Source organism: Actinomadura oligospora ATCC 43269, assembly GCF_000518265.1.
Classification (GTDB): domain Bacteria; phylum Actinomycetota; class Actinomycetes; order Streptosporangiales; family Streptosporangiaceae; genus Spirillospora; species Spirillospora oligospora.
Genome location: NZ_JADG01000022.1, coordinates 25259 through 40556, shown reverse-complemented (window position 1 = coordinate 40556; position 15298 = coordinate 25259). Strand labels below are relative to the sequence as shown.

Sequence of the window (15298 nt, the reverse complement as noted above, 5' to 3'; positions counted from 1 at the left end):
TTTTGTTATGACAGTGACGGAGGTCGTGGTGACGCGGAACCGGCTGCCTCGCGGCGTCTGGCTGCTGGCCGTGGCGCGGGCCGTGAACCGGCTGGGCGCGTTCTCGGTGCCGTTCCTGGCGGCGCTCACCGTCGCCCGGTTCGGCGCGAGCCCGGTGACGGCCGGGCTGGTCACGGCGGCGTTCGGGGTGGCGACGATACCGTCCCGGCTGCTCGGCGGACGGCTCGCCGACCGGATCGGCCGCCGCCGCTCGATCGTCCTCGGCCTTGCGGGGTGCGCGGTCGCGCAGCTCGCCATCGCCGCCGCCGGGACGACCTGGCAGGTGCTGGCGTTCGCGGTGCTGCTCGGCCTGGTCTACGAGATCTACGAACCGGCGAGCCAGGCGCTGATCGCCGACGCCGTCGCCCCGGCCGACCGGGCGCGCGCCTACAGCCTGTTCAGCGCCGCGCTCGCCGCCGGGGGCACGGGCGCCGGGCTGATCGCGGCGGCGGTCGGGCGCTGGGACCTGCGCTGGCTGTTCGTGATCGACGCCGCGTCCTGCCTGGCCTGCGCGGTGGTGGTGCGACGCGTCCTGCCGCTCGACCGGCCGCTGCGCAGCGGGACGCGGCGGGACGGCCCGTCGCCGTGGCGCGATCGGGCGCTGCTCGTCCTGCTCGGCACGGGCACGTTCTACGCCCTGGTCTTCACCCAGGTCACGGTCGCGCTGCCGCTGTCGATGACGCACAGCGGACGGTCCGCCGCCGACGCCGGGATCCTGTTCACCGTCTCGGCCGTCACGACGGTCGCGGGCCAGCCGCTGCTGCGCCTCGGACGGCTGGCCGCGCTGTCCACGCCGGTGATGCTCGCGTCCGGGTGCGTCCTGCTGGCGGCCGGGTTCACCGGGTACGCGTTCGCGCGGGGGCTCGTGCCGCTCGCGGTGGCGACCGTCGTGTGGAGCCTCGGCGACCTGCTCATCTTCGGACGCGTGTACGCCGCCGTCGCCGGGATCGCCCCGCCGGACGGACGCGGCCAGTACCTGTCGGTGTACGGCCTGAGCTGGGGTTTCGCCGGGATCGCGGCGCCGGTCACGGCGACGCAGATCCTGCAGCACGCGGGAGTGGCCGCGCTCTGGACGAGCACCGCCGCGCTCTGCCTCGTCCTCGCGGTGCTCCAGTTCGTCCTTGTTCGTCCGCTATTGCCGGACGTCTCGCCGGACGAAGGGGCCGTTCGCGCGGAGCCGGTCCCCGCTCTCCAGGATTGAGCTGATGTACGCGGGTTGAACAGTCGTGTCGCAGTTGGTGCTTTCGTCCCCGCGCCCGCGTGCTCCGCTTCTACACTGCCGCGAGCCCAGGCGATCACGGAGGTCACTCGACATGCGACGGACGGCACGGATCTCGGCACTCACGGCGGGCGCGGGCGTGCTCGCCTGCGGGGCCACGGCGGCCGTCGCCGCCGGCTTCTCCGGCGGCGGGCACGGGACGGAGGTCTCGGCCGTGGCCGGACGGACCGTCCTGGCGTCCTCGCCGTCCGACCTGCAGAAGAAGGTCGACGCGGCGCGTCCGGGCGACACCGTCCTGCTCCGGGACGGCACGTACGCCCTGGCCAAGCCCGTGGCGATCACCGGACGGGCCGGGACGAAGCAGGCGCGGATCACGGTCGGCGCGCAGCACACCGGCAAGGTCGTCCTGACCGGGACGGCCGGGATCACGCTCTCCCGCTCGCCCAACGTGACCGTCGCCGGGTTCGTGTTCCACACGCGGGAGGCTCCGGGCGTGCCCGCCGACTCCCCGGGCGTCCGGTTCACGCGCAACACCTTCCGGCTGGCCGAGCCCGCGTCCAAGAACAACTGGGTGAGCGTCGAGGCCGACGACGTCCGGATCGACCGCAACACGTTCGCGCACAAGCGGTCCCAGGGCGTGTTCCTGCAGATCAACGGGCCCGGGAAGACCATGGCCCAGCGGACGCGCGTGAGCGCCAACCTGTTCACCGACCACGGGTTCGGCGGGTCGAACGGCGGCGAGTGCATCCGCCTCGGGTACGGCGACAAGGGCGCGGTCCCGGCGCACGCGGTCATCGAGGGCAACCTGCTGGACCGCGCGAACGGCGACGTCGAGGGCATCTCGGTGAAGTCGTCCAACAACGTCGTCCGGTACAACACGATCCGAAGCAGCAAGGGCTGGATCGTGCTGCGCTTCAGCAACGACTCACAGGTCTACGGAAACGACCTGTTCGGGACGTCCGGCATCCGTTTCTATGGGCGCGGCCACGACATCCACACCAACTACGTGGAGGGTGGGGTGACCGTGGGCGGCGGCACGTCCGACCCGAATGCCTACTGGCCCGCCGACCACGTCCGATTCACGCACAACACCGTCCTGGGCCAGGTGACGAGCGACCACTCGGGCGGCGGCAAGGCGCATGACCTGGCCTTTGCCGACAACATCGTCCGGGCGGCGAAGGCCCCTGCCGTGAAGCTGAACGTGGTGAAGTCGAGTTTCGCGGGCAACCTGTTCTTCGCGCCCGCAACCGGCGCGCCGGGCGTCCCGGGGTCCGGCTACCGGTTCGCGGACCCGAAGCTGAAGCTCAGCGGCGGCCTTCAGCATCTGGTCAAGGGCAGCCCGGCCGTGAACGCCGCGAAGAGCGCGTTCCCGGGCACCGGGACGGACATCGACGGCCAGCCCGCCACCGGCACCGCCGACATCGGCGCCGACGAACTCTCCGCTCTTCCTGTCGCGCGAGTGCCGCTGACCAGCGCGAACGTCGGTCCGTCCGCTTCCTGACGCCGGGCGGTCCGGTCGCCGGCCGGTCGCTGGCCGGTCGCTGGCCGGACGTCCGTCGCCCCGGGCGTCCGGCCAGCGGCCTCTGGACGGGCCGGGGTCAGCGGCCCTTGAAGTCGGGTTCGCGGCGTTCGAGGAAGGCGGTGATGCCCTCCTTGGCGTCCTCGGTCGCGGCCAGTTCGACCAGTTCGCCGAGGAGGTGCTCGACGGCGTCGTCCAGCGGGCGGCCCTCGATGGCGAAGAAGGCCTCCCGTCCGCGCCGCAGCCCGACCGGCGACTTCGCCGCGATCGTGCGGGCCAGCGCGTCCACGCGGGCGTCCAGCTCGGCGCGCGGGACGACGTCGGTGACCAGGCCGATCTCGCGGCCCTCGGCGGCCGTGATCCGCTCGCCCGTGTAGTAGAGCCTGAACGCGTGCTTGGGCGCGACGTTCCGGTTGATGATCGCCATGATCATCATGGGCCAGAGCCCGACGTTGACCTCGGGCGTCGCGAGCTTCACGTCGTCCGCCGCGACCACCAGGTCGCAGGCCGCGGCGAGGCCGAGCCCGCCCGCGACGGCGTGCCCGGCGAGCCGCGCGATCACCGGCTTGCCGAGCGTGGGGAACGCGGTGAACAGGCGGAACGGAGCGCTCGCCCGCAGCTCCTCGCGCGTCGCCGCCACCCCGGACGCCGCCAGCCCGCCCAGGTCGGCCCCGGCGCAGAACGCCCGGTCACCCGCCCCGGTGAGGACGATGACCCGCGCCTCGTCGTCGTCTCGTGCGCGCGCGAAGGCGTCGAGCAGCTCGTCCACCATCGTGTCGTTCAGCGAGTTCCGCGCGTCCGGACGGTTCAGCGTGATGCGCGCGATCCGCTCGGACACCGAGTACAGAATCGTCGAGTACACAGGCCCTCCCAAGAAGAACGGGCGGGACCACGCGCGTGGTCCCGCCCGAACGATGCCAGAACCGGGTCTCAGAGGCCGAGCCCCGGGAAGCCGACCGTCAGAGGCGCTCGATGATGGTGGCGTTGGCCTGGCCGCCGCCCTCGCACATCGTCTGGAGGCCGTAGCGGGCGCCGGTGCGCTCCAGCTCGTGCAGCAGCTTGGTCATCAGGATGCCGCCGGTCGCGCCCAGCGGGTGCCCGAGGGCGATCGCGCCGCCGTTCGGGTTGGTCTTCTCCAGGGACGCGCCGGTCTCGTGCGCCCACGCCATCGGCACCGGCGCGAACGCCTCGTTGACCTCGAACACGTCGATGTCGCCGATGGACAGGCCGCCCCTGGCGAGGGCCTTCTCGGTCGCCGGGATCGGGCCGGTCAGCATGTAGACCGGGTCCGAGCCGGTGACGGCCAGGGTGTGGATGCGGGCGCGCGGGGTGAGGTTGTGCCGCCGGACGGCCTCCTCGGACGCGATGAGCAGCGCGGACGCGCCGATGGAGATCTGCGACGACACGGCCGCGGTGATGACGCCGCCCTCGCGCAGCGTCTTCAGCGACGCCATCTTCTCCAGGGTGGTGTCGGGGCGGGCGCCCTCGTCCTTGGCGAGCCCGGCGATCGGGGCGATCTCGCGGTCGAAGTGCCCCGCCTCGATCGCCTTGGCCGCGCGCCGGTGCGACTCCAGCGCGAACCGCTCCAGGTCCTCGCGGGTGTAGCCCCACTTCTCGGCCATCAGCTCCGCGCCGCGGAACTGCGAGATCTCCTGCATGCCGTAGCGCTCGGCCCAGCCCTCGCCGTACGGGAAGTCGAGGCCCTGCACGATGGACGCGCCCATCGGCACCTTGGCCATGTGCTCGACGCCGGACGCGACGACCAGGTCCTGGGTGCCGGACAGCACGCCCTGCGCGGCGAAGTGGATCGCCTGCTGGGACGAGCCGCACTGCCGGTCGATGGTCACGCCGGGCACGTTCTCCGGGAGCCCGGCCGACAGCCACGCGGTGCGCGCGATGTCGAGGGCCTGGGGACCGGCCTGCATGACGCAGCCCATGATGTTGTCCTCGACCTCGGACGGGTCGACGCCGGTGCGGTTCACCAGCTCCTTGAGGACGTGCGCGCCGAGGTCGGCGGGGTGAACGTCCTTGAGTGCGCCCTTCTTGGTACCGACGGGGGTACGGACCGCGCCGACGATGTACGCCTCGGCCACTGCGCCTCCAAAAACCAGGGGTTGTGGGTTCCGTCCCGAAACCGAGTGAGATTCGGTCAGTCAGTATGAGATTACCGCGCCCCTGACGCAATCCCGTGTGACCTGGGTCTCGGATCCCCGGGCCCGGACGGCCGGGTCCGCCTGCCGGTCAGGCTAGCGGGGAGGGGCTAGTGAGAGCGGTGGCGGCGCGGGGCGCGGTGGCGTCCGCCGGTGCCGTGGACGGCGCGTCCCTCGGCGTCGTCGCCCAGCGTGGCGCGGGTGAGCCGGGTGAGGACGTCGGCGAGCTCCGGGTTCTCGTCCGGGGACCAGTCGGAGATCTGCCGGGCCAGCCCCGCGCGCCGCGCGTCGACCAGCCGCGAGGCGACCTCCCGTCCCCGCGCGGTCGGGGCTAGGACGCCCTCCTCGGACGTCACCAGCCCCTGGTCCACCAGCCGCCGGACGTGCGGACGCCCCTCCTCGACCGTCACCCCGGCCCGTGCGGCCAGCTCCTCGCCGGACACCGAACGCTCCCGGGCGATCCGGCACAGCGCCCACATCTCGGCGGGCGGCATCTCCACCCCGGCGGCCTGCGCGAGCCGCGCGTACAGCTCCAGCGCCTCCGGGTCGTGCCGGATGAGCTCGCTGAGCGCGCGCTCGGCCTCGTGCCGCGACGACCCGTCCCCGGGGGCCGTGACGGTCTCGGCCGACGCCGCGCCCGCGCGCAGCGGCGTCTCCTTCATGAACCAGGTCAGCACGCACGCGACGAGCGCCACCGGCACCGCCCACAGGAACACCGTGGAGATCGCGTCCGAGTAGGCGTGCAGGAGGTCGTCCCGGACGTTCGGCGGCAGCCTGTTCATGAGCTTCGGATCGCCCTGGACGGCCGTCAGGTCGAACCCGCGCGGCAGCTCCCCCTTGCGGGCCAGCTCGCCGATGTTGTCCGCGAGCCGGTTGGCGAAGACCGTCCCGAACGCGGCGACGCCGAACGACCCGCCGATCTGCCGGAAGAACGTCACGCCGGACGTCGCCGCGCCGAGGTCGGCGTAGGCCACCCGGTTCTGCACGGCGATGACCAGCACCTGCATGACCAGGCCGAGGCCGAAGCCGAGCAGCGCGAACCGCAGGCTCATCGTCAGAGTGGACGACCCGACCCCGAGCAGCGACAGCAGGTACAGCGCCACCGCGACGATCGGCGTGCCCACGATCGGGTAGATCCGGTACTTGCCCGTCCGGCTGATCATCTGCCCGGACCCGATCGACGCGACCAGCAGCCCGAGCATCATCGGAAGCAGGTGGACGCCCGACATCGTCGGCGACACACCGTGCACGACCTGCAGGAACAGCGGGATGTAGACCATCGCGCCGAACATCGCGAAGCCGATCACGAACCCGATCGCCGAGGACAGGTTGAACGTCCGGTCGCGGAACAGCCGCAGCGGGATGATCGGCTCGGACGCGCGGTGCTCGGCCCACACCCACGCCACGATCAGCACGACCGCGAGCACGCCGAGCCCGATGATCTGCGGCGACGACCAGGGGTACTGCGTCCCGCCCCAGGTCGTCATCAGCACCAGGGCCACCGACCAGCCGATGATCAGGACCGTGCCCAGGTAGTCGATCCGGTGCCGGTGCCGCTCGGACGGCGCGTGCAGCGCGAACGCGATCGCGACCAGGGCGAGCAGCCCGACCGGCAGGTTGATGTAGAAGACCCAGTGCCAGGACAGGTTGTCCACGAACCAGCCGCCGAGCAGCGGCCCGCAGACGCTCGACACCCCGAACACCGCGCCGAACAGGCCCTGGTACCGGCCGCGGTCGCGGGGCGGCACCACGTCCCCGACGATCGCGATCGCCAGCACCATCAGGCCGCCGCCGCCCACGCCCTGGATCGCCCGGAACGCGATCAGCTGCTCCATGCTCGCCGAGAGGCCGCACAGCGCCGACCCCACCAGGAAGATCACGATGGACGCCTGGAAGAGCCGCTTGCGCCCGTACTGGTCGCCGAGCTTCCCCCACAGCGGCGTGCACGCCGTCGACGACAGCAGGTACGCCGTCACCACCCACGACAGGTGGTTCAGCCCGCCGAGGTCCCCGACGATCGTCGGCAGCGCCGTCGACACGATCGTCTGGTCCAGGGCCGCCAGCAGCATCGAGAGCATGAGCGCGCCGAGGACGACGGCCAGCTCCCTGCCTCTGGGCATCTGCCTGGCGGGTTCTACCGCAACTGTGGACATTCCGGTCCCCCCGAACCGTCCGATCTCTCGGAGGGACCTACCCGCGGCAACTCAAAGATCACATGACGGCGGGCCGCCGGGGGCCCGGGGGGTCAGGAGACGAGGTCGCGGGTGACCTTGGCGGCGCCCAGGGCGGCGGTGCCGCCCGCGATGCCGATGGCGCCCGCGGAGACCCACAGGGGCAGGCCCGGACGGCTGCGGAGGCCGTTCACTGTGTCCAGGCCGTCCACGACGAGGCCGAGGCGGGCCCAGGTCTTGCGGGCGGGGCCGCGGCTCAGCAGGTAGCCCGCGCCGAGGGCGATCTCGCGGGCTGCGAACATGCGGGTGACATAGTCGCGTCCCGGGTTCGCGTCCTTGCCGAGGCCCATGACCTTCACGGTCAGTTTCGGGGCGGCGAACGCGGCGAGGCCCAGCGCGACCCGGCCGCGGGCGACGTTCAGCATGACCGCGTCGAGCCGCTCGGCGACGCCCTTGTTCTTGGTTTCCGTCACTTCAGCCACAAGCGGGAGGTTATCCCCCGGGGCGACCGGCCGGTAACCCACCTCTGACCGGGTTATCGTCGGGGGTGAAGGCCAGTCCCCCGAGCCGAAGGTGGCCGTCCATGCAAGCACTGCTCGCCCTGATCGTCACGGGGCTGCTGGTCGCGTTCGGTGTGCGGTGGGTCGCGGCGCGGCTGAAGCTGGGCGCGCCGACGCGGATGGCCGTCATCGTCGTGTTCATGCTGGTCGCGCTCGCCCTCTACGGCCACCAGCTCGGCAACTAGCCGACCTGTCGCCGACTCCACCGCCCGGCCGGACGGCCGCCCCGGCGGACACCGTGCGGAGATGTTCTACATCGAAGTCGAACCTATCGACGTGTCACGGAGTCATAACTGACGAAACCGGCTTCAGCTCTCCACACCGCCGCCGGACGTCCTCGACCGGCGGCGGACCTGGGGGGACCCCGCCGCTTCGCCGCCCCCGAGCCGAGGGAGAGTCCTGACGTGCCGCATCCGGCGACCACACTCCACGAGCCCGGCCGCGCCGTCGCGCCCCACCTGCGGCGGCTGCTCGAGTTCGCCGAGCCCCGCGCCGACGACGTCTGCCTGGACGTCGCGCGCGGGCCGGGCCCGCTGCCCGCGGCGCTCGCCGGACTCGTGCGGCAGGTCACGGCCGTGGACGCGGCGTCCCCGCGGCGTCCCCGGACCCCCCGGACGCCCACGACGACCTTCGCGACCGGCCCGGTGCGCATCGCCGACCTCGACGGGCCGCTCCTCGACGGGCCGCTCGACGCCGTCCCGCCGTCCGCCGGGTCGCCGCTGGAGGTGCGCCGGCTGCCGCGCGGCGCCGTCCGCGCCGACGCGTGCGCGCTGCCCTACCAGGACCGCTCGTTCTCCCTGGTCACGACCAGGTTCGCGCTGTTCCACCTGGGCTGTCCCGAGCGGATGCTCCGGGAGCTGCTGCGGGTCTGCCGCCGGGACGGGCGGGTCGTGATCGCCGATCTCGTGCGCGGCAACACCGCCGGGACCGACCGCGACCGGATCGAGCGGCTGCGCGACCCGAACCATCCCGGGACGCCGTCCATCGCGGGCCTCACCGAGCTGATCGTGTCGGCGGGCGCGAACATCCAGCGGCTGGACGTGTTCACCATCGAGCGCCCGCTGGAGCCGTGGCTCGCCGGGGCGTCCGATCCCGACGCCGCCGACGTGATCCGCACCGAGCTGCTGGACGAGGTGGACGGCGGCCCCCGCACCGGCGCCAAGCCGCGCATCATCGGCGGCGAGCTCTGGTTCACCCAGTCCTGGGCGCACCTGGCCGTCCAGCCGATCTAGGGCCTTCGGCCGCTCCACGCCGCCCAGGTCAGGTTGCCCGGCGGGACGCGGCGTAGCGTGGAGCCATGCGCGCGTGGACGGTTCCCGAACCGGGAACGCTGCAGCGAACCGAGCGGGAGACGCCCGAACCGGGCCCCGGCGAACTGCTCGTGCGGGTCCTGGCGTGCGGCGTGTGCCGCACCGACCTGCACGTCCTGGACGGCGATCTGCCCGTCCACCGCCCCGGCGTCGTCCCCGGCCACGAGATCGTCGGCGAGGTCGTGGCGGTCGGCCCGGACTGCCTGCGCCGACCCGGCGACCGCGTCGGCGTCGCCTGGCTGCGCGGGACGTGCGGGGCCTGCCGGTTCTGCCGCCGGGGCAGGGAGAACCTGTGCGAGCGCTCGGTCTACACCGGCTGGGACGCCGACGGCGGCTACGCCGGCTTCGCGATCGGCGTCGACGCGTTCGCCTACCCGCTGCCCGAGGGCCTCGACATCGTCACCACCGCGCCGCTGCTCTGCGCGGGGATCATCGGCTACCGGGCGCTGCGCCGCGCCGAGCTCCCGCCCGGCGGACGGCTCGGCATCTGGGGTTTCGGGGGCTCAGCCCACCTGACCGCCCAGATCGCCCTCTCCGAAGGCGCCGAGCTGCACGTCTACACGCGCAGCGAGGAGGACCGCGACCTCGCGCTCGAACTCGGCGCGGCGTGGGTGGGCGACTCGTTCGACGTCGGCCCGTCCCCGCTGGACGCCGCCATCTGCTTCGCGCCCGCTGGGGAACTCGTCCCGGCCGCGCTCGAACGGCTCGACCGCGGCGGCACGCTGGCCGTCGCGGGCATCCACCTCTCGGACGTCCCGTCGCTGAACTACCGGCGCCACCTGTTCCAGGAACGCCAGCTGCGCTCGGTCACGGCCAACACCCGCGCGGACGGCGAGGAGTTCCTCACCCTCGCCGCCCGCCTGAACCTGCGGGTCACCACGCACGAGTACCCGCTGGACGAGGCCGACCGGGCGCTCGACGACCTGCGCGCCGACCGCTTCGCCGGAGCCGCCGTCCTGATCCCCTAGGGCGTGTCTCCCCCGAGCCGCCGCTACCGCAACGGGAGCTGGAACCAGACCGCCTTGCCGTTCTGGGTGGGGCGGGCTCCCCAGCGGGTGGCGAGCTGGTCGACCAGGTACAGGCCGCGGCCGCCCTCGTCGGTCTCGCCCGCGCTGCGGATGCGCGGCAGCCTCATGTCGGTGTCGAAGACCTCGACCCACACGGCGTCCCCGCCCCTGCGGAGGCGGACCCGGAACTCCTTGGTGGGGGGTTCGCGGCGGCCGAGGTCGGCGCCCAGCGGATCGGGGTCGAGGCTCCAGTCGTCCTCGTCCAGGTTGAAGTGCACCTGGGGGCCGCCGTCCAGCACCAGTTCGCGCCGGGGCGCGGGGGTCGTGGTGGCGTGCAGGACGACGTTGGTGACGACCTCGGAGACCAGCAGGCACGCGAGTTCGGCCTGCTCGGCGGGCATGCCCCAGGCGGCGAACGCGTCGGAGGCCATCCGGCGCGCCTCCGACACCATGATCGGCTCGGCCGGGAAGGTGCGGTCGGCGACGGCCAGCTCGTCCGGCGCGGTGCGGATCACCACGATCGCCACGTCGTCGGCGATGTCGCCGGGGATGGCGTCGTAGGCCGCCCCGGCGATCGCCTCCACGTCCTTGCGGGCGACGTCCGCGACGGCCTTGCGGACCGCCTCGCGCGCCTGCTCGCGGGTGTGGTAGCCGCCGTCGTCGCGCGGACGCCGGTCGATCAGCCCGTCGGTGTACAGGACGAGGGTGGAGCCGGGCTTCAGCTCGGCGGTCTCCTCGTTGAACAGGATCTCGCCGCCGATGCCCTGGGCGCGGACGCCCAGCATCGCGCCCTCGCTCTCGAACTCCAGGTCGCGCACCTCGCCGTCGACGACCAGCAGGGGCGGGTCGTGCCCGGCGTTGGCGAACTCCAGCACCCGCGACCACGCGTCGTAGACGAAGTAGGTGCACGACACCAGCGGCGGGCGGACGAGGTCGTCGTTGCTCCAGCCGGACGTGATCCGCGACGGCCGGGTCATCGTGCGGACCCACTCGTCCAGCTTGCGCAGGATGTCGGCGGGGGGCTTGTCGTCCTGCGCGAACGCGCGCAGCGCCGCGCGGAGCTGGCCCATCACGGCGGCGGCCCGCGCGCCCCGGCCCTCGACGTCGCCGATGACGAGGCCGACGCGTCCGGCCGAGAGCGGGATGACGTCGTACCAGTCGCCGCCGACCTGGGTCTGGATGCCGTGGCCGTGCGACTCCAGCGGACGGGCGGGCTCGTACCGCCAGGCGATCTGGAGGCCGTCCAGCTTGGGCGGGCGCTCGCCGGGAAGCAGGTGCTTCTGGAAGGCGAGCGCGGTCTCGCGCTCCTCCTCGAACAGCAGCGCGTTGTCGACGGCGAGCGCGATCCGGGACGCGATGGCGCCGATCAGGTCGCGGTCGAAGCCGTCGTAGTGCGGGTCCGGACGGCGGGACAGGTTCGACAGCGCCAGCGACATCACGCCGAGCAGCTCGCCGCGCGCGATGAGCGGCGCGGCGATCACCGAGGTGATCCCCATCGCGTCGCCGAGCCGCTGGGACTCCTGGGTCGGCGCGGAGAACCGGTGCTGCAGCATGTCCTCGACCAGGACGGCGTCGCGCCGGTTCATCGCGCGGGTGGCGAAGTGGCCGGGCGGGTAGGACACCGGCTCGCCGACCTCGGCCCAGGTGCCGGGCGGCGGCTCCCAGCCGCCCGCGTGCGCCGACACGCGCCGGTACAGCCGGTCGCCCCCGAACAGGTCGATGAAGCAGTGGTCGGCGAACTGCGGGACGAGCGTCTCGGCGACCCGCTGCAGGGTGGCGGCCAGCTCCAGGGACGCCGACAGCCGTTCGCCGATGCGCTCGAGCAGGCCGTACCGGTCCTGCTCGCGCTGGTTGGAGCGGAGCGCCTCGCGGGCGAAGATCACGATGCCGTCCACCGCACCGGACGGATGCCGCAGCGGGACGGCGTGCGCGCGGGTGTAGACGGTCGAGCCGTCGGCGCGCTGGTTGCAGAAGGTGCCCTCCCAGACGCCGCCCTTGAGCACGTGCTTGGCCAGCTCGGTGGCCTGCTCGTGGTCCTCCTCGGCGATGCCGAGGGACAGGATCGAGTGCCCGATGACCTCGTCCCCGCCGAACCCGAACAGCTGCCGCGCGAAGTGGTTGCCGTAGATCACGTTGGAGAACCGGTCGCACACCACGACCGCCATCTCCATCTGGGCGAGGACGGTCTCCGGCGGCAGGAGCGCCTCGAACGGCGGCTCACCCCAACGCTTCATGATCCGCCACGCTCCCCGGGGGCGACGTGCCGGCCCGGGGCGGGGCGCGCCCCGGTACCCGTTCCGACCTCGCCGGTCTCCGCTCGTCCGCTCACCACAGCCCTTCCGCGCGACGCGTCCCGGGGCGGACGGACTGGCCGACCCGCGCCGGACGCCACTTGAGGTATTGAACGACGATCCGGCGCCCCGGACACGCCGGTTCGTGGCGACGGAACGGAGATCTTTGGTGTGACTCCGCCCATGGGGGCATGGGCGGAGACGTCAGCGGCGGCTGACGAACACGTGTCCGGCGATGTCGGCCGGCAGGTCGGTCTCCGGGCCGTCGGTCTCGTCGTCACAGACCACCCGCACCCCGTCGTCGGTCGTCCGAAGAGTCACCTCTCGTCCCGGTTGTATCCCGATCTGCTTGAGTCTAAGCATCAGATCGCTGTCACTCTGCACCTGTTCGGAAATACGCCGAACAATCGCTTTTGTCCCGGATTCCGTGGCCGCCGCCGCCATGGGGAGGACGGGCGGCTCGTCGGCCTCGGCGCCGCCGCCGAGATCGGAGAGTCCGGGGATCGGGTTGCCGTGCGGGCAGATGGTCGGGTTGTCGAGCAGCGCGACCAGCCGGCGCTCGACGTCCTCGCTCATCACGTGCTCCCAGCGGCACGCCTCGATGTGGACGTCCTCCCAGGGCAGGCCGATCACGTTCACCAGCAGGCATTCGGCCAGCCGGTGCTTGCGCATCACCGACACCGCCAGGCTCCGGCCGGAGTCGGTCAGTTCCAGGTGCCGATCCCCCTCGACCCTGAGCAGGCCGTCCCGCTCCATGCGGGCGACCGTCTGGCTCACCGTCGGGCCGCTCTGCGAGAGGCGCTCGGCGATGCGCGCGCGGAGGGGGACGATCCCCTCCTCTTCGAGCTCGAACACCGTCCGGAGGTACATCTCCGTGGTGTCGATCAGGCCGTGTGAGGTCACGAGCTCCCTCCAGTGTTGTGACCATCGAGTCTACTTGCTGCGACCGGTCACGGCCGGGGCGAAGCAAGATCCCTCCGGGGCGCGGACACCGAACAACACCGGGAGGCCGTCCCCTCTTCCCGCACCTTCAGCCCCGTGTGTCGTAGGTCATCAGGGACGGGACGGCCAGTCCGACGATCACCACCAGGACGGCGCAGGCCACTCCGCCGCCGACCCACGACGTGCCCGCGCCCGCCACGGACGCCACGGCCCCGGCGCGCAGGTCGCCCAGCCTCGGACCGCCCGCGACGACCACGGTGAACACGCCCTGGAGGCGTCCGCGCATCTCGTCCGGGGCGTAGGTCTGCAGGATCGACTGGCGGAACACCGAGGACACCAGGTCGGCCGCTCCACCCACGGCGAGCAGGAGGAACGCCAGCCAGACCTGGTGCGCCAGCCCGGCGGCGGCGACCGCGACGCCCCAGACCGCGATGGCCCCGACCAGCGCCGCGCCCTGCCGGTGGATCCGGCCGATCCAGCCGGACACCAGGCCGCCGAGCAGCGCCCCGAAGCCGATCGCGGCGACCAGCCAGCCGACCGCCGCCTCGGTGCCGAACCGGGTCTCGGCCATCTCCGGGAACAGCGCGCGGGGCATCGCGACCACCATCGCGATCAGGTCCACGACGAACGACATCAGCAGGACGGGCTGGGTGACGATGAACCGCAGGCCGTCCACGACCGAGCGCAGCCCGAGCGCGCCCGCGACGCCGAGCGGCGGGATCGAGGGCAGCCGCACCGCCGCGTACAGGCCGACGGTGAACAGGACGGCGTCCAGCGCGTAGGCGGCCGGGTAGCTCCAGTGCGTCAGGATCAGCCCGGCGAGCAGCGGCCCGCACAGCGTCCCCACGGTCTGGACGGTGAAGTTCAGCGTGTTCGCGGCGGGCACGAGCGACTCGTCCAGCAGCCGGGGGATGATCGCGCCGCGGGTCGGCGAGGACACCGCGAACCCGACCGACTGCACCGCGACCGCCGCCAGGATCAGCGCCATGCTGCCCGCGTGCAGCAGCGCCTGGAGCACCAGCACCAGCGTCGCCGCCCAGGACACGGCGGACGCCATGAGCAGCAGCCTGCGCCGGTCCATGTGGTCGGCGACCGCCCCGCCCCACAGCCCGAAGACGATCAGCGGGACGAGGTTGGCGACGCCCAGCACGCCCACCCACAGCGACGAGTGGGTCATGTCGTACACCTGGACGGGCACGGCGACCGACGTCACCTGGAACCCGACGAACGACACGCCCTGGCCGAGCCAGAGGCGCCGGTAGGCGGGGTGGGCGAGGGGACGGGTGTCGATCGCGATCCGCCGCCAGCGCGAGCCGCTCTCCGCCGCGGCGGGGCCGGGCGTTCCGGTTCTCTCGGGTTCGGCGGGGGCGTCGTCGGACGGGGCGGACGAGGGGATCGGTTCCTGGGGTTGGACCTGCTGTTGTTCGGGGGAGCTCACGGGGAGAGTCTCTCGACCTTCCATGCGTCGCCTTCACGGCGGTACCGGATTCTGTCGTGCAGCCGGTTCCGGCGTCCCTGCCAGAACTCGACCGCCTCGGGGACGACGAGGTAGCCGCCCCAGAAGTCGGGGAGGGGCACGCCGTCCGGCCACTCGTCCTCCAACGCCGCGTACCGCTCCTCGAACTCCGACCGGTCCTCGACCACCGTGGACTGGCGGCTCGCCCAGGCCCCGATCCGGGACCCGTGCGGGCGGCTGTCGAAGTACGCGCGGACGTCCTCGCGGGACAGCTCCGAGACCGTCCCCTCCACCCGGACCTGGCGTTGCATCGGATGCCAGGGGAAGACGAGCGCGGCGCGCGGGTTCGCGGCCAGCTCGCGTCCCTTGCGGGACACCAGGTTGGTGAAGAACCGGAAGCCGTCGGAGCCGAAGCCCTTCAGCAGGACGGTCCGCGCGGACGGCACGCCGTCCGGCGTCGCGGTCGCGACGATCATCGCGTTGGGCTCCGGGAGCCCCACCGAGGCGGCGGCGGAGAACCACTCGGCGAACAGCAGAAACGGCTCGGCGGGGAGGCCCTCCTCCGCCAACTCTCCGGCTGCGTAGGATTCCCGGAGCCGTGCGGGATCGGGCGCACTCACATCGTTCGAGCCTC

Annotated in this window: 13 protein-coding genes; 5 read left to right on the top strand and 8 right to left on the bottom strand. The window is 72.7% G+C overall.

The window, feature by feature from the left end; all coding sequences use genetic code 11:
* Positions 1-7: 7 nt before the first annotated feature.
* Both P696_RS0129325 and P696_RS48920 read left to right on the top strand, forming a co-directional pair.
* Positions 8-1240 (top strand): MFS transporter, encoded by a 1233-nt coding sequence (locus tag P696_RS0129325; RefSeq protein ID WP_211245888.1) that lies wholly within the window; start codon positions 8-10, stop codon positions 1238-1240.
* A gap of 112 nt (positions 1241-1352) precedes the next feature.
* Positions 1353-2759: a polysaccharide lyase 6 family protein gene (locus P696_RS48920; RefSeq protein WP_034487622.1), complete on the top strand. Its 1407-nt coding sequence runs from the start codon at positions 1353-1355 to the stop codon at positions 2757-2759.
* Positions 2760-2856: 97 nt separating this feature from the next.
* Here P696_RS48920 and P696_RS0129315 read toward each other — a convergent pair whose 3' ends face one another.
* The 4 genes from P696_RS0129315 to P696_RS0129300 all read right to left on the bottom strand — a co-directional run bounded on the left by P696_RS0129315 (position 2857) and on the right by P696_RS0129300 (position 7580).
* Positions 2857-3639 carry an enoyl-CoA hydratase/isomerase family protein gene (locus tag P696_RS0129315; RefSeq protein WP_064744149.1) on the bottom strand — a complete coding sequence of 261 codons (783 nt, stop codon included), beginning with the start codon at positions 3637-3639 and terminating at the stop codon, positions 2857-2859.
* Positions 3640-3736: 97 nt separating this feature from the next.
* Positions 3737-4870 carry an acetyl-CoA C-acetyltransferase gene (locus tag P696_RS0129310; protein WP_026415117.1) on the bottom strand — a complete coding sequence of 378 codons (1134 nt, stop codon included), beginning with the start codon at positions 4868-4870 and terminating at the stop codon, positions 3737-3739.
* Positions 4871-5037: 167 nt separating this feature from the next.
* Positions 5038-7047: an MFS transporter gene (locus tag P696_RS48915; RefSeq protein WP_051468334.1), complete on the bottom strand. Its 2010-nt coding sequence runs from the start codon at positions 7045-7047 to the stop codon at positions 5038-5040.
* A gap of 125 nt (positions 7048-7172) precedes the next feature.
* Positions 7173-7580 (bottom strand): hypothetical protein, encoded by a 408-nt coding sequence (locus P696_RS0129300; RefSeq protein WP_245627856.1) that lies wholly within the window; start codon positions 7578-7580, stop codon positions 7173-7175.
* 101 nt (positions 7581-7681) lie between these two features.
* Here P696_RS0129300 and P696_RS57045 point away from each other — a divergent pair, with 101 nt between their 5' ends.
* From P696_RS57045 to P696_RS0129285, 3 genes are all read left to right on the top strand, one after another.
* Positions 7682-7843, top strand: a complete 162-nt coding sequence (locus tag P696_RS57045; RefSeq protein WP_170026605.1) for a hypothetical protein — start codon at positions 7682-7684, stop codon at positions 7841-7843.
* 219 nt (positions 7844-8062) lie between these two features.
* The gene (locus tag P696_RS0129290) at positions 8063-8890 is read left to right on the top strand and encodes a class I SAM-dependent methyltransferase (protein WP_026415115.1); all 828 of its coding nucleotides are present in this window, start codon (positions 8063-8065) and stop codon (positions 8888-8890) included.
* Positions 8891-8955: 65 nt separating this feature from the next.
* Entirely contained in the window at positions 8956-9936 is a 981-nt protein-coding gene (locus P696_RS0129285) for a zinc-dependent alcohol dehydrogenase family protein (protein WP_026415114.1), read from the top strand.
* A 23-nt stretch (positions 9937-9959) separates the two neighbouring features.
* Here P696_RS0129285 and P696_RS0129280 read toward each other — a convergent pair whose 3' ends face one another.
* From P696_RS0129280 to pdxH, 4 genes are all read right to left on the bottom strand, one after another.
* The gene (locus P696_RS0129280; protein ID WP_026415113.1) at positions 9960-12209 is read right to left on the bottom strand and encodes an ATP-binding SpoIIE family protein phosphatase; all 2250 of its coding nucleotides are present in this window, start codon (positions 12207-12209) and stop codon (positions 9960-9962) included.
* A gap of 261 nt (positions 12210-12470) precedes the next feature.
* Entirely contained in the window at positions 12471-13169 is a 699-nt protein-coding gene (locus P696_RS0129275) for an iron-dependent transcriptional repressor DtxR (RefSeq protein ID WP_026415112.1), read from the bottom strand.
* A 127-nt stretch (positions 13170-13296) separates the two neighbouring features.
* A complete protein-coding gene (locus tag P696_RS48910; RefSeq protein WP_245627855.1) occupies positions 13297-14646 on the bottom strand; it encodes an MFS transporter in 1350 nt (449 codons plus the stop codon).
* Positions 14643-15233, bottom strand: coding sequence for a pyridoxamine 5'-phosphate oxidase (gene pdxH / locus P696_RS0129265; RefSeq protein ID WP_245627854.1), 591 nt, complete (start codon positions 15231-15233; stop codon positions 14643-14645). Before pdxH ends, P696_RS48910 begins: the two co-directional genes overlap by 4 nt.
* Positions 15234-15298 lie beyond the last annotated feature (65 nt).